The organism is Nonlabens tegetincola, from assembly GCF_002954355.1.
Lineage (GTDB): Bacteria > Bacteroidota > Bacteroidia > Flavobacteriales > Flavobacteriaceae > Nonlabens > Nonlabens tegetincola.
In genome coordinates this window covers 303,025-320,990 of record NZ_MQVV01000016.1, presented here as the reverse complement: position 1 = coordinate 320,990, position 17,966 = coordinate 303,025, and the positions used below count along the sequence as shown (strand labels likewise).

The window sequence follows — 17,966 nt, the reverse complement described above, 5'->3', positions numbered from 1 at the left end:
CTATAAACTGCTTTTTTACAATAGATTCCCGTTTGATAGAAAAGTACAAAACTGTAAAAAATCAAGTATTTTATAAGGATCATAATTGGGCTGATTTACACTTTAAATATCGATAAATTTTATGGACCTAGCAATTTTTAATTTCCCAAATACTGGATTATTTTTCTGATTTGCCGTTTATTTCGATTAAAGACGTTTTAAGATAGACCAAAAGAGTATCGAGCTTAAGCTTTAATTAAGCGTTAATATCAAGGAAATGTAATTGCCTGCTATTACCTTTGTGGTATATGTTGCCAGAAATAATTCATGCCCAGCAGGTAGTTTTGCTTTTTAAGAAACGACAAATTAAGCATATTGTGATTTCTCCAGGATCACGTAATGCACCTCTTACCATCGGTTTTACTGAGGATAGTTTTTTTACCTGTTATAGTATTGTAGATGAACGTTGTGCAGGACATGTAGCTCTAGGAATGGCACAACAATTAAGAGAACCTGTGGCTCTTTTATGTACAAGTGGTAGTGCTTTACTCAATTACTATCCGGCAGTTACTGAGGCCTATTATAGTGAAATACCTTTAATCGTTTTAAGTGCCGACAGGCCGCCGCATAAAATAGATATAGGAGATGGTCAAACCATAAGGCAAAAACACGTTTACTCCAACCATATTTTATACGATTGCGAGCTTACCATGATTCATGATAAAATACAGGTAGAATCAATCGCAACTAATGAAAGATTACTTAATAAAGCCTTAAACACCACCATAGCTAGGTCTGGTCCAGTTCATATAAACATTCCTTTTGAAGAACCGCTGTATAATAGGGTAGAGAAGTCTACCATTAAAGACGTTAAAACTATTGACATTCTTAAAGAGGAAACATCTATAATTCCAGATGAATTCTATAAACATTGGGATAAAAGTTCTTCAAAATTAATCATACTTTCAACCTTAAATGTTGATGTTCTTACTGAAGCCGATTTAAACAAACTTACATCAGATCCTAGTGTTTTAATCATGAGTGAGGTAGGATCCAATATCCGACATGACAAAGTGGTATGGGGAATAGATACCTTAATAGCTCCTATTGAAAATATAGATGAGGAAATTACTCACCTACAACCCGATATGGTGGTAACTATAGGAGGAATGATTGTAAGTAAAAAAATCAAACAATACTTGCGCAAATTTGAAACCAAAATTCATTATCACGTAGGAAAAAGAAGAGCCTATGATACTTTTTTTAAACTTGCTGGTCATATAAAAGTAAAGCCTTCTACATGGGTTCAATCCTTACAAACTAAAACTGTAAATAGTCAATATCAGGAATACTGGTTGAAAACTTTTAAGAATAGAATTGAAAAAAGGAAATCCTATTTTGAAACTATGCCTTGGTGTGACTTTAAGGTTTATAAATTGTTATTCCAGAATCTTCCTGATAACATACTGCTTCAATTAGGAAATAGTAGTACGGTAAGGTATGCTCAATTATTTCCTATGAATACCTCACATAAAATTTATGCAAATCGTGGAACAAGTGGAATTGATGGAAGCACGAGTACGGCTATAGGGGCAGCAATGGCAAGCGACAGACCCTGCATTTTTATTACCGGTGATCTTAGTTTCTTTTACGATTCAAATGCATTATGGAATAACTACATACCCAAAAACTTTAAAATCATAGTTATCAATAATTCTGGTGGTGGTATTTTTAGAATATTACCAGGCCATAAGGATACTCATGAATTTGATACGTATTTTGAAACCAAACATGATTTAACTGCTATACAGTTGTGCGAGATGTACCATATAGGGTATCACAAAGTAGGTGATGAGGCCGCTTTCGCGAAAGCGTACCAACAATTTCTATCAAAAAATGATAAACCACAATTGTTAGAAATAGTTACTCCAAGTAAAGTGAATGACGAGATTTTATTAAATTATTTTAAATTTTTACGATAACATTTATTTAACTAACTTTAGCCTTTAACTTTTTAACTAACGAACATTATTATGAGTAAATTTGATGAAAGAGTAGAGAAGTACGTTAAAGCTTACAAGGAAAAAGTAGGTGGAAAACTGGACGAGGAACTACTTAGAAAGGTTACTAAGGGATTAGGTCCTTCTATTTATAATAAAGATGCTGAAACCGTAAGCGCAGAAAGTAGTGAAATGCAACGTGTGGTAGACAACTACTTGAAAAAGAAATTAGGTTTATCAGGTGATAACTTAATGGATTCTGTTGAAGCTGTGATTGAAAAGTACGGAAAAAGTGAACGAGCTAAATATCGTGCTATTATTTATTACATGCTTTGTGTACACCACGGTAAGGAGTCAATTTACAACTAAGACTATACTATTATATAATAAAAGCCCATCACACTGTGATGGGCTTTTTCATTATATTATTTTTTAATTTGTTGGACCTCTTCAACGGTGACCATCTTTTCAGTTGGATTCCAGGTGTCAATGATATAATTAAGTACATCGGCAACCTCTTCATCATCTAGACCTTGGTACTGCATTATATTATTATAAGTAACTCCATTTACTACAATTTCTCCCTTTAGACCATATTTAACGGCGTGAATACTTTCTTTACGTTTACCAGTGATCCAGTCACTAGGATTGAGCGGTGGAAATGCTCCTGTAACTCCTTTACCATTAGTCAGGTGACAGGTAACACATAACTCTCTATAAATTTCTTTACCGCGTTGGGCGCTTTTTTCAATCGCTGTAAGTTCTTTCTTAGTCGGTTCTTTTAACTTGATTGTTTGTTTCTTTTCTTTATCTGTTCCACATGAGCACAGTATAAATGCAGTAAATAAACAAGCTAATATGTTTTTCATATCTGAAAATTTAGATTAATCATTAATTAGGTGTTATACGATAAATACCCCTTGATTCCACTGAAATGTATATGTAATTATCTGGACCGATGGAAACATCTCTTACGCGACCAATACCGTCAGCTATTTTTTCTCGTTTGGTTACTTTTCCATCTATGTTGTATAAAAGTTCTAGGTATTGAAACTTTAATGAACCAGCTAGATAACCTCCATTCCAATCTCCATAAGCTTCATTATTAATTATGGCAAATCCACTAGGTGCAATACTAGGTTTCCAGTACCAATCAGGTTGTTGCATTCCTTCTTTTTGAGTCAAGCTTGTAAAAGTAGAACCGTCATAATTGATTCCATAACTAATTACAGGCCACCCATAATTAACTCCTTTAACAATAGTATTAATTTCATCACCGCCACGTGGTCCATGTTCATGATCCATAACTTTACCAGATATAGGATGAGTGGTAAGCCCTTGTGGATTTCTATGACCATAACTGTAAATGGCAGTTTTGGCACCTGATTCATTTACAAATGGATTGTCTTTAGGAATCGATCCGTCGTCCATTATTCTATAAATCTTTCCTCCATCTCTTGTTATATCTTGTGGGTTTCCGTCACGATTACCGCGATCACCAACACTAAAGTATAAATGACCTTCCTTATCCCACGTAAATCTAGAGCCAAAATGTTGTCCGGCTTTTGTATTAGGTACAGCCTTGTACAAGACGTTAAGATCTATAAGTTCATCATTAATTAATTTTGCTCTGGCTATGGTTGTATTCCCACCAGATCCCTGACCTGATGTACTTGCATAACTTAAATATATAAATGGCTGCTCCTTATAATTAGGATGTACAGTTATATCCATCAAACCGCCTTGACCGCGTATATACACCTCTGGGATATTTTTTATTTCATAATTCTTCTTGCCATCAAAGCGAAAAACTTGACCTTGTTTGGTAGTGTATAATAGCTCATTATTTGGCAACCAATCCATTCCCCAAATGATACCATCGTTTTCCAAAACTTGTTTGATCATGTAATCTTTTTGATCATCAATAAGTGGCACATCGGTATCAGGAACCTGATTATTCGAATCTGCGACTGTCACATTTTTATTGATATTATCGCCAGACTGTGCGATTTCCTTTTTAGATGAATCTTTACAGGCAACAGATAATAGTATAGAACAAACTGAAAAATAGTATAGTAATTTCATAAAAGCCGAATTAAAAAATAAAAGTAACTTGTTGTAATGGGGTTAAAGTTAAAATAATAAAAAAATCCCCAAGTTGTTCACTTGAGGATTTTGGGCTAATTCAAATAAATCTCCTACTTATTTAAAGGTGTACCGCCTTTTACGGTTCCAGTTATCAGCATAAGTAGGCAAATTGCTGATTCTGTTATTAGTTTGAGCTTGTGCGTTTAAAAAACTGTTCTGTGTATTTTTCATTTTTCTATTCATTTAATTATCAAACAAGATGCCATTTTCCTGCATCGTTAGATGAGTATTTCTGTGATTTCTTTACTGCCGTTATTTTCGGTTTTTGAGTGAGTAAATTGGATAAACGTTTGGTCAACTTCATAGCATTACTTTCATTTATAATAGTAGACGTATTTAATGTCTGTTTGTTACTATTATAAATGTTATTATCATGTTAAATAAAAAAAGCCTCTTAATAACTAAAAATTAAGAGGCTTTATCGGTTTTTTGGTTGTCGATTTTTATCGATAACGTCTTTTACGATTCCATTCATCAGAATAAGTTTTTGTGTTACTTATACGGTTATTGGTAGCTGCTCCAGCATTTAAGAAACTCGGATTTTTCATAGTATTTAGTTTTAAAAGGTTATAATCAGTTTGGGTTTTAAGACAGTGCCCATTCTTCAAATGTGAAAACACTTGGGTTTGATTCTTTTCTTTTTCTAGAAAGAAGAGGGAAGTCTGTCGTTAAATCAGTTAAGCGGTCTGTAATTCTCATGATCTTTTGTTTTGCGGTTACAATTACATGACGACCAATAAATTAATTTGTTACAGTACTGTGTAATACAAAGTAGTAATTTAACAAAATATACGATGTAAATACTGAAATTATCGATGAAATGAAGTGATGTTCAGTGATTATGACACCAGTTCCCAGATTTTTTCTGAAGAAAGTCTAAAGGAGCCTACAAAATCCCAGTTACATTCGTGTGGTGCTATAACCGAAAGAAAAGTATTTTGTTTTTTGTCACGATATAGGTGGTAGGTTTCTCCGACTATTGGTTCAAAAGAAAATCGTGCGCCGTATACAAGTTGGTTTGCTTCAAATTTTGAAACCATGGCTTCATACTGCGCCTTTAATTGATCAAATTGCGACTTGAATTCGTGGTTAACCTTATTAATATTAGATTGTTTCCATGAAGTGATGTCGGGTGTAGTTATTTTAGGAGCTCCTACACCACTTGCATAGGGAAGTAATGCAGCATTGTACTTTCCCGTTTTTTCATCATAAACTACGCTATCCGGTTTTTTCTCCTTGCTCATGATACAAATTTACAAGCAATCAATATATTTTGTGTAAGATTAACAAGAATTTCTTAAACGAAAATCGAGATAGTTGCAGCTATCTCGATTGAAAACAAAATAAATTCCCCTACAAATTTATTTATGTCTAAATATACTAATTTTCATTGGTGCCGTGATCTCTCATTTTTTAAAGGTATCCTTTTATTTTCTGAATTGAGAGCATGGTCGTTTCAAGCTAGCTGTGTAAATAAATAATATGAGGAAATTTTTATAACCGCTTTCGCGAAAGCGAACCACTCACATATATTAATATTTATAATGAGGAATTGATTATTCAAGATGTAACTTTCTAGTCGCCCATAATACCTATAACAAAACGATTTATGAAATTCATTGATTTTGCTCCAAAAGCTGTATCTAAAACATTTTGGAAAGGTACTACCTATGAAACCTTGGACGATGTAATGCCTAGAGTGGAAGAGTGGTTGCGCAAAAATTATTCATTTGAAATAATTAATGTAGAAACTATAGTACAACAATTTCCTAGAGGTAAAGAGTTGAATTCTAAAGCAAGTTATCACTTGAACCTTCATAGTGGTATCACAATTTCAATGCAAATTATACGAGTTTGGTATAAAGACTAGTTTTATCTTTGCAGTCCTTAATACTACAATTATGAACTGGAAAACTGCAATCGAATTTGAAGATATTACTTACAAAAAGTCCAATGGTGTAGCTCGTATAGCGTTTAATAGACCAGAGGTGCGTAACGCTTTTAGACCTAAAACCGTAAGTGAACTTATAAAAGCATTTTATGACGCTCAAGAAGATCTTTCGATAGGCGTAGTTATATTAACTGGTGAAGGACCATCACCTAAAGACGGTGGTTGGGCGTTTTGTAGTGGTGGTGATCAACGAGCACGTGGAGTAGATGGTTATAAAGATGATGAAGGAACAGGTCGATTGAATATTCTTGAGGTTCAACGTATGATACGTTTTATGCCAAAGGTGGTAATTTGTGCGGTACCTGGTTGGGCTGTAGGCGGTGGTCATAGTTTACATGTAGTTTGTGATATGACACTGGCCAGTAAAGAGCATGCTATTTTTAAACAAACAGATACCGATGTAGCAAGTGTAGACGCTGGTTATGGTAGTGCTTATCTAGCAAAAATGGTAGGTCAGAAAAAGGCTAGAGAAATATTCTTTTTAGGAAAAAATTACAGTGCTCAAGAGGCAATGGATATGGGTATGGTTAATGCTGTCGTACCACATGATGAACTGGAACAGACTGCATACGACTGGGCACAAGAAATTCTCAAGAAATCGCCTACAGCGATAAAAATGGCAAAATTTGCCATGAATGCTACCGATGATGGAATGGTAGGACAGCAAGTTTTTGCAGGCGAGATGACCCGATTAATTTATATGACTGATGAAGCTCGAGAAGGACGCGACGCATTTCTAGAAAAACGAGCACCTCAATGGGGTGATAACAAGTACATCCCTTAATCAAAAACCTTAAGCAGGCTTTTCACAACTTTTTACTACGTCATCAATCGTAAATTGAAGATGTTTAGGTAATAAATTGTCCTTTGGTAGGACACTTAATTGCCTGTCTTCATTTGAGTCAAATACGTGTTTAAGCAAAGGGTTTTCAAAGCCTATTGTTATCGCAATGTCTTTAACCAATTCACTGTGATGTATAAGATCATTACTTCCTAAATGAAAAATACCTCGCCTTCTGCGATTTATGATGTAATGAATTTGTTGAGTAAGCTTTTGAATATAGGTAGCATTGATTACAACGTTTGAAAATACTTCAATGGCCTCTTTTTTCAATAACTGTTCTTTAATAGCCTTAAGTCTAGGACTGTTGTAACCGTAAATCATAGGAATACGGCAAATCACATACTTTTGTGGAGGTAATCTTAAAAGTGCGTTCTCTATTTTTATTTTGAATCTCCCGTAAATACTTTCCGAAAAAGTTTTGTCGTATTCGTAACTGGGAAAATTTGTGAATCTGTCAAAAACATTGGCACTTGATAAAAAAATGAGACGACAATTACTTTTGTTAACATAATTCATCAATTGTTTATGAAGGTACAATTGACTGTTTACATTTCCTCTTACACAGCTTATAATAAATTCTGGATGTAGTGAGTGTAATAGGGTGTCTACCTCTTCTTGCTCCATATCAAACCAATGAAAATGCTGGTTAGATTCATAACCAGCATTTTCAGTTTTATATGTTGCGTGTACATTATAAAATGGAGCAAGTTCTTTATAGAGAGCATTTCCTATAAAACCACTACCTCCTAAAATCAGTATTCTTGAAATAATTCTTATTTTTTGTAGAACGGTAAATTAACTACTGTTGCAGGTATTAACTTTTTACGAACCTGGATGTGTATTTTGCTACCAGGTGTTGCAAAAACTGGCGGTACGTAACCCATTCCTATTCCTTTGCCTAATGTTGGTGACATGGTACCGCTAGTAACCATTCCCAAATCTTGTTGGTTACTATCTTTAATTTCATAACCACCACGTGGTATTGCCCTTTCATCCATTTCAAAGCCTACCAATTTGCGATCTACTCCTTTTTCTTTATGCTCCAATAGCTGTTCGTGGTTTACAAACTCTTTGGTATATTTAGTAACCCAACCTAGTCCTGCTTCATAAGGAGATGTCATTTCACTGATATCATTGCCGTATAAACAATAGCCCATTTCTAACCTTAGAGTATCTCGAGCTGCTAGACCAATAGGTTTAATATTAAAACTAGCACCAGCTTCTAGTACTTTGTTCCATATTTGTTTTACTTCCTTATTCTTGCAGTAGATCTCAAATCCACCAGATCCTGTGTAACCCGTTGCGCTTATGATCACATGATCGATTCCTGCAAAATCTCCTATTTCAAAATGATAAAATTTGATAGCGCTCAAATCAACGCTGGATAAGGCTTGCATTGCTTCAACAGCTTTGGGACCTTGTATGGCTAGTAAAGAATAGTCTTCACTTAAATCACGCATGGTTGCTCCCATGGTGTTGTATTTAGAAATATGATCCCAATCTTTTTGAATGTTTGAGGCATTAACGACGAGCATATATGTTTCGTCTTTAATTCGGTATACAATCATATCATCTACTATACCACCCGTCTCATTAGGTAAATAAGCATATTGTGCACGACCAACAGTTAATTTAGAAGCATCGTTTGATGACACTTTTTGCACCAATTCTAGTGCATTTGGACCTTCAATAAGAAATTCTCCCATATGGGATACGTCAAAAACTCCTACGTGATCTCTCACAGTTTGATGTTCTATATTAACACCTTCATATTGTACAGGCATATTATAACCTGCAAATGGTACCATTTTGGCTCCTAATTCTATATGTGTATTGGTAAGTGCGGTATTTTTCATAAATCCATTATTCTGTAGAACAAATGTAAGAAGTCAACACTGTAATCAATGGTACTTTTTAAAGAATATTAACCCTATTTAAAAGCTGTTACAAAAAGCTTATTTTGCAATTCTAAATTATAAGGTTTTGAAAATATTAAGCGGCGAGCAACTAGCTCAGGCAGATGCTTCTACGATACAAAAACAGCAAATTTCAAGTATTGATTTAATGGAGCGTGTTGCCACTCTTGTCTTTGAACGTTTACATCAACGACTTAATGGAGCTCCTGTTCCTATTAAAGTATTTTGCGGAATAGGTAATAATGGTGGTGATGGTCTAGCAATCGCAAGACATCTCATCCAGCATGGATATCATGTAACCACTTATGTTACCAACTGCAGTAAAAAGCGCAGTAAGGATTTCCTTGTAAACTATGATAGAATTAAGGAGGTTACAAAAGATTGGCCTATTCTATTAAGTTGTAAAGATGACTTTCCAGAAATTGGTCAACAAGACATCGTGATAGATGCGATTTTTGGTACAGGAATAAATAGGCCCATTGATGGTTGGATGGCAGAATTTGTTGAGCACATTAATAATTCAAGAGCCTTTAAAGTAGCTGTTGATATGCCTAGCGGCTTATTTGCAGATCAAGCGCAAAATGATGCGCCTGTTATTCGTGCCAATCATACTTTTACCTTTCAAACTCCTAAACTATCTTTTTTCCTTCCCGAAACAGGAAATTTAGTAGGTACTTATGAAGTGATTAATATTGGACTAGATCCGGAATATATGATGCAGGTACAGCCACTTGCAAACCTTGTAGACAAGGATCTAGCCCAGCGCATGTATAAAAATCGCAACCCTTTTTCTCATAAAGGAGATTACGGTCATGTGCTTGTTATGGCTGGTAGCGAAGGCAAAATGGGAGCGGCAGTTCTTGCTTCTGGGGCAGCAATAAATGCAGGTGCTGGAAAAGTTACGGCTCTTATTCCAGAAGACGGTAATACTATATTACAATGCTCGGTTCCAGAGGTAATGAGCATTTTAAGTTCTGGTGAATCTCACATAACTAATTTTGATCACGAATTACAGAATTATGTTTTATGTGTAGGTCCTGGTCTGGGATTAAAAGATGATACTTTCACCGCTTTCGCGAAAGCGATATCTAAACAAGCATCACCGGTGGTTATTGATGCCGATGGAATCAATTTACTGTCAAGAGATCTAGACCTTTTAAAGAAAATTCCAGAAAGCTCTATTCTCACGCCGCATGATGGAGAACTTAAAGGTTTAATAGGAGAGTGGAAAGGGAGCTATGATAAATTATCAAAGGCTCAAAAATTCTCTATGGAACATAAAGTCATTTTAGTCCTTAAAGGAGCATTCACTTTTACCGTTACACCACAAGGTATGTTTGTTAATGATTCTGGCAATCCAGGTATGGCAACAGCAGGAAGTGGTGATGTATTAAGCGGTGTAATAGCGGCATTTCTTGCACAAAAGTATGATCCAATTACTGCCACATTGTTTGGTGTTTATCTGCATGGAGCTAGTGGTGATCTAGCTGTTCAAACCTATGCACATGAAGGTCTTAAAGCTAGCATTATTAGCAATTTTATAGGACCAGCCATTCTTAATTTATTTAGACAACCACAGCAACAACCACCACAGCAGCAATAAATTATTTAATCAAAACTACAAAACTTAACATCTACCAAGACTTATGAAGCATACAATATCATCTGCTCATATTAATAAAAACAAACTATCCGAGATTGCTTTTCAGGTAACTGAATTAGAACTATCGGAAGATGCCAAGCAACGAATTTTAAAAGGTCGCAAGTACCTCGATGAAAAATATGGCGCCATAGAGGCGCCTACTGCATACGGTATCAATACTGGGTTTGGTTCCTTATGTGACACTCGCATTGAACTACAAGATATAGAGAAGTTACAGAAAAACTTAATCATATCACATGCTTGTGGTGCCGGCAAACCTGTTCCTAAGGAGATTATAAGGATCATGCTTTTTTGTAAAATACAAAGTCTATCGTATGGTCATAGTGGAGTAAGTATAGAAGTTGTTGAAAGGTTGATTTTTTTCTTTAATAATGATTTATTACCCGTTATTTATGAACAAGGTTCATTAGGAGCTAGTGGTGATCTAGCGCCACTCGCGCACATGGCTTTACCGTTGCTAGGTTTAGGGGAAATATATATCGACAATGAAGTGAGAGATGCTAGCGCCTTGAAAAACGATTATGGTGTGAAGCCTTTGAACTTGAAATCTAAAGAAGGTTTGGCCCTTATAAACGGTACTCAATTCATGCTTGCTTATGCTATTTATGGATTATTGAAAGCAGAACAGCTATGGAACTGGTCTCATATCACCGCTTCATTATCAATCGATGGATTTAATTGTTCTTTATCTCCATTTTTACCGCAAAGTCATCTAATTAGGCCACATGCTGGACAATTAGAAAGCGCTCAATTATTACTAGACTTACTAGATGGAAGTGAGATAGCACAGGATGCTAAGGATAATGTACAAGATCCATATAGTTTTAGATGCGTACCACAGGTACATGGTGCTAGCAAGGATACTTTAAACTTTGTTACTAAAACCATTGTTACAGAACTCAATTCAGTTACTGATAATCCTAATGTTTTTCCAGATTCAGATGAAGTGATTTCTGCTGGTAATTTCCATGGTCAACCACTTGCCTTAGCTTTGGATTATATGGCAATCGCTCTTAGTGAAATCGCAAACATAAGTGAGCGACGTATCTTTCAGTTAATGAGTGGTAAAAGAGGACTCTCTTCTTTTCTGGTGCACAACCCAGGCTTGAATAGTGGGATGATGATTATGCAGTATACTGCAGCCAGTATTGTAAGTAAAAATAAATCTCTAGCTAATCCTAGTTCTACTGATAGTATAGTATCCTCAAATGGGCAGGAGGATCATGTGAGCATGGGAGCAAATGCAGCAGTTAAATTATATGAACTTTTAGATAATTGTCAAACTGTTTTGGGAATTGAACTTATCGCTGGAGCAGAATCTCTTTCTTTTAGAAAAAAACAAACCTCTCCATTTCTGAAGAGGATAGTTAATTCTTTACGTGATAATGTGTCTCAACTCGATGAGGATCGTATCATGTATAGCGATATAAAAGCTGCTAGAATATTTCTAGAAGAAACTAAAATTGATTTTTAAACCAATTGATATTTGAGCTCTTTATTTCTTATAGAGTTTTCAATTTGTTTATTGGTCCATATAAGTGCATCCTCTGGGGTAATGAATGATTTAAGCTTTCCTGGCTTAAAAAACTTTGCTTCTAGAGCGATGCTACTCATTCCATAAATTCTATTTTCAACTATTGCCACACTGCATAGATTGTCAAACTTTTTATTTTCTAAATGTATCATTGGGTCTACAGAATAGTTGTTCTCTCTTACACTTATATAACCTATAGGATGATGAACCCCATAATGATAAACGATATTATTTCTTAAAGTCTCGTTCAATTTTTTATCAAAGTGAACTCCTTCGTTGATTGTTCCAATTACAAGATCTGGGTAAAACTCAAAGCGGCCAAAATCTAAATCTACTGTTTTCATATTCCCTATTTTTAATTGATGGAGTAAAAGTATTTTGATACCTAATCATTATTAATTTTGGAAAATCATTTAGCTTACTATTCGATTAAAAACATGTTTTTAGGATTTGAAGTTATTTGTTTTTAACAATTGTGCAATAAATAAAAAAAGGCCACTCTAAAAAAGAGTAGCCTTTTATAGCATATATTAAAAATAACTTATTCCGTCGTACTTGCTTTTTCAATATTAATGACAAGTTCATTGGTTTTTTCATCCAAGTCCATAGATATTGAATCTCCTTCTTGAAGTTGATTATTAACAATTTCCTCTGCAAGAGTATCTTCAATATGTTTTTGAATAGCTCTTTTCAAAGGCCTAGCACCGTACTGTTTGTCAAAACCTTTATCGGCAATATAATCCTTTGCTTTCTCGCTTAGTTTTAATTCGTATCCTAAATCTTTGATACGTGCTAGTAATTTTTCTAGCTCGATATCAATAATTTTATGAATATCCTCTCTTTCTAAAGCGTTAAACACAATTACATCGTCAATTCTGTTTAAGAATTCAGGAGCAAATGTCTTTTTAAGGGCAGCTTGAATAACACTACGCGCATTCTCATCTGCAGCACTCTTACGGGCTGCTGTACCAAATCCTACACCTGATCCAAAATCTTTAAGTTGTCTAGCACCTACATTACTTGTCATAATTATGATGGTGTTTCTAAAATCGATTTTGCGTCCTAAACTATCGGTAATGTAACCATCGTCAAGAACTTGCAATAACATATTAAAAACATCTGGGTGAGCTTTCTCAATTTCATCCAATAGAACCACGCTATATGGTTTTCTACGTACTTTTTCAGTGAGCTGTCCACCTTCTTCATAACCTACATATCCTGGAGGCGCACCTATAAGCCTGCTTATAGCAAATTTCTCCATGTATTCACTCATATCAATTCTGATTAATGAGTTTTCAGAATCAAATAGCTCTTTGGACAAAACTTTAGCAAGTTGTGTTTTACCTACACCAGTTTGCCCTAGGAATATAAAAGATCCAATTGGTTTATTAGGATCTTTTAAACCAGCTCGATTACGTTGAATAGCTTTTACTACCTGTTTTACAGCCTTTTCTTGCCCAATTACTGAACTACCTATAGTCTCATTTAGATTGCTCAATTTCTTCATTTCTTGGGTAGCTATTCTGTTAACCGGAATACCTGTCATCATGCTTACAACTTCAGCCACGTTTTCTTCGGTAACTGTATCCTTATGATTTTTAGAAGCTTCTTCCCAAGCATCTTGAGCGTCTTTAAGCTGTTGTTCTAGCTTTTTCTCATCGTCTCTTAATCGGGCAGCTTGCTCATACTTTTGTTTTTTAACAACATTAGTCTTCTCCTCGCGTACTTCTTCCAGCTTTTGTTCTATTTCGACAATTTGGTCTGGAACTTCGATATTTGTAATATGAATTCTTGAGCCTGCTTCATCTAAAGCGTCTATAGCCTTGTCTGGAAGAAACCTATCGGTCATATATCTATTGGTCAACGTTACACACGCTTCAATAGCCTCAGGCGTATACTCTACATTATGATGATCTTCATATTTCTCTTTAATATTGTTAAGAATAGCTATAGTTTCCTCAACGCTAGTTGGTTCTACCATTACTTTTTGAAAACGTCGTTCAAGAGCGCCATCCTTTTCAATACTATTACGATATTCATCAAGAGTTGTTGCACCTATACATTGTATCTCACCACGTGCTAGCGCTGGTTTAAACATGTTTGAAGCATCTAATGACCCAGCAGCACCACCAGCACCGACGATGGTGTGAATTTCATCAATGAATAATATAATATCATCATTTTTTTCAAGCTCATTCATCACCGCTTTCATACGTTCTTCAAATTGACCTCTGTACTTCGTACCAGCAACTAGACTAGCAAGATCAAGAGTTATCACTCTTTTATCATATAAAATACGTGAAACTTTACGTTGAACGATTCTTAGGGCTAGACCTTCGGCTATTGCACTTTTACCAACTCCAGGTTCACCTATTAATAAAGGATTGTTCTTTTTACGTCTACTCAAAATTTGAGATACACGTTGTATTTCTTCCGTACGACCTACAACAGGATCAAGTTTATCGTCTTCTGCTAGTTTGGTTAAATCACGTCCAAAATTATCTAAAACAGGTGTCTTACTTTTCTTGCTCCCTTTTTTATCGGCATTTCCTGAGAATAAGTTTTCTCCATCATCCTTACCTGCTTCGTTAGAATCATCATCGCTAAAACTTTGTGCGAGTGGTTCATCAGTGTAATTATCATCTTCAGACAATAAGGTTTTAAACTCCTCTTTTACACCATCGTAATCTACTTGCATTTTGTTGAGCAATTTAGTCGTAGGATCGTTTTCATTGCGTAAAATGCACAATAGTAAGTGTGCAGTATTAATAGAGGAACTTTGAAACAGCTTTGCTTCTAAAAAGGTTGTTTTAAGTGCTCTTTCTGCCTGTCTAGTGAGGTGCAAATTCTTTTTTTCATTTGCATTCAATTCCGAACTAGGATTTGCCGGACTCAATATTTCTACTTTTCTACGTAGTAAATCTAAATCGACACTTAAATTTCCTAAAATTTGAATGGCCTTTCCATCTCCATCTCTCAAAAGACCTAACATAAGATGTTCAGTGCCTATAAAATCGTGACCTAACCTTAACGCCTCTTCTTTGCTATAGGCTATCACGTCTTTGACTCTCGGTGAAAAATTATCATCCATATAACTTGCTTCTTTGGCTAAATTTAATGAATTAAATTGTTCAAAAGCCGTACCGTTTTATAAATTACGGTTAATATAAAGTTTAGTGGTTGGGTTCGCTTTCGCGAAAGCGTAATAAAACACCTGATTTGAAACTGTTTAAACGCAAGTAGTCTAACTTTAAAACATGATTTTAGGCATCGTTAATCTAAGTTAAAACTTATAAACAGGATTTCTTAAAATGTGTTAATAAAAAACAGGATAAAGTAGGCCTAAACCCTTATAAATACTAGCTGTTTGCTTATCTTGCTTGTTCATAATTTAAAACACTGATAATTCATGGCAGATGGAGAAAAGTTGATCCCGATTAATATCGAGGATGAAATGAAGTCAGCATACATCGATTACTCGATGTCGGTCATAGTGTCACGTGCACTGCCAGATGTGCGCGATGGGCTAAAACCAGTTCACCGTAGGGTTCTTTATGGAATGTACGAGCTAGGTGTACTATCTAATAGAGCTTACAAAAAAAGTGCAAGAATTGTAGGAGAGGTACTTGGAAAGTACCATCCTCATGGAGATACATCGGTATACGATACAATGGTACGTATGGCTCAAGAATGGTCATTGAGGTATATGATGGTTGATGGTCAGGGTAACTTTGGTAGTGTAGATGGAGATCCACCTGCAGCCATGCGTTATACTGAAGCCAGAATGCGTAAAATAAGTGAGGAAATGCTCGCTGATATCGATAAGGAAACTGTAGATACTCAACTTAATTTTGATGATACGTTAAGCGAGCCTACTGTTCTTCCTACAAAAATACCTAACCTGCTCGTAAATGGAGCTAGCGGTATTGCAGTAGGTATGGCTACTAATATGCCACCTCATAACTTATCTGAAGTGGTAGATGGTACAATTGCCTACATTGAAGATAACGATATTACAGTGGATGAACTCATAAACCATGTAAAAGCACCAGATTTTCCAACAGGTGGAATTATTTACGGTTATGATGGAGTAAAAGAGGCCATGCATACTGGGCGTGGTCGCGTTAAAATAAGAGGTAGAGCACGTATCGAAGAGGTAAAAGGACGTGAGTGTATTATCGTTGATGAGCTGCCATATCAGGTAAATAAAGCTGATATGATTAAGAAAACAGCCGATCTTATCAACGAGAAAAAACTTGAAGGAATCTCCTCCATAAGAGATGAATCCGACCGTAAAGGTATGCGTATCGTATATGTTCTTAAAAGGGATGCTATACCTAATATCGTAATTAATAAATTGTATAAGCATACTGCTTTACAATCAAGTTTTAGTGTGAATAACATTGCTCTTGTAAACGGTAGACCGCAATTACTTAATGTTAAAGAGATGATCCACTATTTTGTGGAGCACAGACATGAAGTAGTAACTCGTAGAACAACGTTTGAATTGCGTAAAGCTGAAGAACGTGCACATATCCTTGAAGGATTAATTATTGCTAGTGATAATATCGATGAGGTTATTGCACTTATACGTTCTAGTAAAAATGGAGAAGAAGCGCGAGAAAAGCTAATTAAACGTTTTGAACTTTCTGAAATTCAAGCTAGAGCTATCGTTGAAATGCGATTGAGACAGCTTACAGGACTAGAACAAGATAAATTACGATCAGAGTATAACGACCTTTTAGAAACCATCGCAGACCTTAAAGATATTCTTGCTAAAAAAGAGCGTAGAATGGCTATTATTAAGGAAGAACTTCTCGAGGTTAAAGAGAAATTTGGTGATGAGCGCCGATCAAAAATCGAGTATGCTGGTGGTGATTTGAGTATCGAAGATATGATACCAGATGAGCAAGTTGTAATCACAATTTCACATGCAGGTTACATTAAGCGTACTAGTTTGAATGAATATAAAATTCAGAATAGAGGTGGAGTAGGACAGAAGGCAAGTACAACGCGTGATGCAGATTTCCTGGAAGATATTTTTATAGGAACAAATCATCAATACATGCTTTTCTTTACTGAAAAAGGTAAGTGTTTCTGGATGAGAGTCTATGAAATACCAGAAGGTAGTCGTACTTCCAAAGGTAGAGCTATACAGAATCTAATTAATATTGAGCAAGACGATAAGGTTAAGGCAGTAATTTGTACTCAAGATCTTAAAGACGAAGACTATATTAATAGTCATTATGTGATAATGGCTACTAAAAAAGGTCAGGTTAAGAAAACTTCTTTAGAACAGTACTCAAGACCTCGTTCAAATGGTATTAATGCAATTACTATTAAGGATGGGGATACCTTGTTAGAAGCAAAACTAACGACTGGAGATAGCCATGTAATGTTAGGATTGAAGAGCGGTAAAGCAATTCGATTTGATGAATCAAAAACTAGACCTATGGGTCGTAGTGCGAGTGGAGTTAGAGGAATAAGACTTGCGCACGACGATGATGAGGTTATAGGAATGGTATCTGTAAATGATATGGATTCTAATATTCTTGTCGTTTCTGAAAAAGGATACGGTAAAAGGTCAAGCCTAGAAGATTATCGAGAAACTAATCGTGGAGGAAAAGGTGTAAAAACAATCTCTGTTACTGAAAAAACAGGAAGTTTAGTGGCTCTTAAAAATGTAACTGACTCTGATGATTTAATGATTATCAATAAGTCTGGTGTTGCGATTAGAATCAATGTCTCTGACCTAAGAGTTATGGGAAGAGCAACACAAGGAGTAAGGCTTATAAACTTAAAAGGTAACGATTCGATTGCTGCAGTTGCAAAAGTTGTTAAAGATGAAAACGACGACGATAGCCTTGAGGCAACGGAAAACGATGGCACAACTGTTGTTACCGATGATAGCGAAGAATAACAAAAATTTTA

At 35.4% G+C, this 17,966-nt stretch carries 14 protein-coding genes; 7 read left to right on the top strand and 7 right to left on the bottom strand.

Annotated elements, in window-relative coordinates; genetic code table 11:
* Nucleotides 1-287 precede the first annotated feature (287 nt).
* Together menD and BST93_RS10920 are read left to right on the top strand one after the other, a co-directional pair.
* Complete coding sequence (gene menD, locus BST93_RS10925; RefSeq protein WP_105019193.1) at nucleotides 288-1,961, top strand: 2-succinyl-5-enolpyruvyl-6-hydroxy-3-cyclohexene-1-carboxylic-acid synthase; 1,674 nt, start codon at nucleotides 288-290, stop codon at nucleotides 1,959-1,961.
* A 51-nt stretch (nucleotides 1,962-2,012) separates the two neighbouring features.
* Nucleotides 2,013-2,348, top strand: a complete 336-nt coding sequence (locus tag BST93_RS10920) for a DUF2853 family protein (protein ID WP_042279379.1) — start codon at nucleotides 2,013-2,015, stop codon at nucleotides 2,346-2,348.
* Between the two features lie 56 nt (nucleotides 2,349-2,404).
* Here BST93_RS10920 and BST93_RS10915 read toward each other — a convergent pair whose 3' ends face one another.
* The 3 genes from BST93_RS10915 to BST93_RS10905 form a co-directional block, all read right to left on the bottom strand.
* Nucleotides 2,405-2,848 (bottom strand): c-type cytochrome, encoded by a 444-nt coding sequence (locus BST93_RS10915; RefSeq protein ID WP_105019192.1) that lies wholly within the window; start codon nucleotides 2,846-2,848, stop codon nucleotides 2,405-2,407.
* A gap of 22 nt (nucleotides 2,849-2,870) precedes the next feature.
* Nucleotides 2,871-4,064, bottom strand: a complete 1,194-nt coding sequence (locus BST93_RS10910) for a PQQ-dependent sugar dehydrogenase (protein WP_105019191.1) — start codon at nucleotides 4,062-4,064, stop codon at nucleotides 2,871-2,873.
* Between the two features lie 902 nt (nucleotides 4,065-4,966).
* On the bottom strand, nucleotides 4,967-5,371 hold the full coding sequence (locus tag BST93_RS10905) for a DUF2452 domain-containing protein (RefSeq protein WP_105019190.1): 405 nt from the start codon (nucleotides 5,369-5,371) through the stop codon (nucleotides 4,967-4,969).
* Nucleotides 5,372-5,736: 365 nt separating this feature from the next.
* Between BST93_RS10905 and BST93_RS10900 the strand changes: the two genes are divergently transcribed.
* Nucleotides 5,737-5,997 carry a hypothetical protein gene (locus tag BST93_RS10900; protein WP_042279369.1) on the top strand — a complete coding sequence of 87 codons (261 nt, stop codon included), beginning with the start codon at nucleotides 5,737-5,739 and terminating at the stop codon, nucleotides 5,995-5,997.
* Nucleotides 5,998-6,028: 31 nt separating this feature from the next.
* Complete coding sequence (locus tag BST93_RS10895; protein ID WP_105019189.1) at nucleotides 6,029-6,862, top strand: 1,4-dihydroxy-2-naphthoyl-CoA synthase; 834 nt, start codon at nucleotides 6,029-6,031, stop codon at nucleotides 6,860-6,862.
* 9 nt (nucleotides 6,863-6,871) lie between these two features.
* Here BST93_RS10895 and BST93_RS10890 read toward each other — a convergent pair whose 3' ends face one another.
* Both BST93_RS10890 and gcvT read right to left on the bottom strand, forming a co-directional pair.
* Complete coding sequence (locus BST93_RS10890) at nucleotides 6,872-7,675, bottom strand: sugar nucleotide-binding protein (RefSeq protein ID WP_308736873.1); 804 nt, start codon at nucleotides 7,673-7,675, stop codon at nucleotides 6,872-6,874.
* A 20-nt stretch (nucleotides 7,676-7,695) separates the two neighbouring features.
* Nucleotides 7,696-8,778 (bottom strand): glycine cleavage system aminomethyltransferase GcvT, encoded by a 1,083-nt coding sequence (gene gcvT / locus BST93_RS10885; RefSeq protein ID WP_105019187.1) that lies wholly within the window; start codon nucleotides 8,776-8,778, stop codon nucleotides 7,696-7,698.
* A 127-nt stretch (nucleotides 8,779-8,905) separates the two neighbouring features.
* Here gcvT and BST93_RS10880 point away from each other — a divergent pair, with 127 nt between their 5' ends.
* On the top strand, nucleotides 8,906-10,441 hold the full coding sequence (locus BST93_RS10880; protein WP_105019186.1) for an NAD(P)H-hydrate dehydratase: 1,536 nt from the start codon (nucleotides 8,906-8,908) through the stop codon (nucleotides 10,439-10,441).
* Nucleotides 10,442-10,484: 43 nt separating this feature from the next.
* Complete coding sequence (gene hutH, locus BST93_RS10875; protein ID WP_105019185.1) at nucleotides 10,485-11,975, top strand: histidine ammonia-lyase; 1,491 nt, start codon at nucleotides 10,485-10,487, stop codon at nucleotides 11,973-11,975.
* Here hutH and BST93_RS10870 read toward each other — a convergent pair.
* Nucleotides 11,972-12,379: a hypothetical protein gene (locus BST93_RS10870; protein ID WP_042279359.1), complete on the bottom strand. Its 408-nt coding sequence runs from the start codon at nucleotides 12,377-12,379 to the stop codon at nucleotides 11,972-11,974. The genes hutH and BST93_RS10870 overlap by 4 nt on opposite strands.
* A 197-nt stretch (nucleotides 12,380-12,576) precedes the next feature.
* The gene (locus BST93_RS10865; protein ID WP_105019184.1) at nucleotides 12,577-15,126 is read right to left on the bottom strand and encodes an ATP-dependent Clp protease ATP-binding subunit; all 2,550 of its coding nucleotides are present in this window, start codon (nucleotides 15,124-15,126) and stop codon (nucleotides 12,577-12,579) included.
* Nucleotides 15,127-15,444: 318 nt separating this feature from the next.
* On the opposite strand from BST93_RS10865, the gene gyrA reads away from it, so the two are divergent.
* Nucleotides 15,445-17,955: a DNA gyrase subunit A gene (gyrA, locus tag BST93_RS10860; RefSeq protein WP_105019183.1), complete on the top strand. Its 2,511-nt coding sequence runs from the start codon at nucleotides 15,445-15,447 to the stop codon at nucleotides 17,953-17,955.
* Nucleotides 17,956-17,966: the final 11 nt, after the last annotated feature.

Bases quoted from the DNA above. Each gene is read 5' to 3' on its own strand.
- menD (WP_105019193.1), top strand. From the start codon at position 288: ATGTTGCCAGAAATAATTCATGCCCAGCAGGTAGTTTTGCTTTTTAAG.
- BST93_RS10920 (WP_042279379.1), top strand. From the start codon at position 2,013: ATGAGTAAATTTGATGAAAGAGTAGAGAAGTACGTTAAAGCTTACAAG.
- BST93_RS10915 (WP_105019192.1), bottom strand. From the start codon at position 2,848: ATGAAAAACATATTAGCTTGTTTATTTACTGCATTTATACTGTGCTCA.
- BST93_RS10910 (WP_105019191.1), bottom strand. From the start codon at position 4,064: ATGAAATTACTATACTATTTTTCAGTTTGTTCTATACTATTATCTGTT.
- BST93_RS10905 (WP_105019190.1), bottom strand. From the start codon at position 5,371: ATGAGCAAGGAGAAAAAACCGGATAGCGTAGTTTATGATGAAAAAACG.
- BST93_RS10900 (WP_042279369.1), top strand. From the start codon at position 5,737: ATGAAATTCATTGATTTTGCTCCAAAAGCTGTATCTAAAACATTTTGG.
- BST93_RS10895 (WP_105019189.1), top strand. From the start codon at position 6,029: ATGAACTGGAAAACTGCAATCGAATTTGAAGATATTACTTACAAAAAG.
- gcvT (WP_105019187.1), bottom strand. From the start codon at position 8,778: ATGAAAAATACCGCACTTACCAATACACATATAGAATTAGGAGCCAAA.
- hutH (WP_105019185.1), top strand. From the start codon at position 10,485: ATGAAGCATACAATATCATCTGCTCATATTAATAAAAACAAACTATCC.
- BST93_RS10870 (WP_042279359.1), bottom strand. From the start codon at position 12,379: ATGAAAACAGTAGATTTAGATTTTGGCCGCTTTGAGTTTTACCCAGAT.
- BST93_RS10865 (WP_105019184.1), bottom strand. From the start codon at position 15,126: ATGGATGATAATTTTTCACCGAGAGTCAAAGACGTGATAGCCTATAGC.
- gyrA (WP_105019183.1), top strand. From the start codon at position 15,445: ATGGCAGATGGAGAAAAGTTGATCCCGATTAATATCGAGGATGAAATG.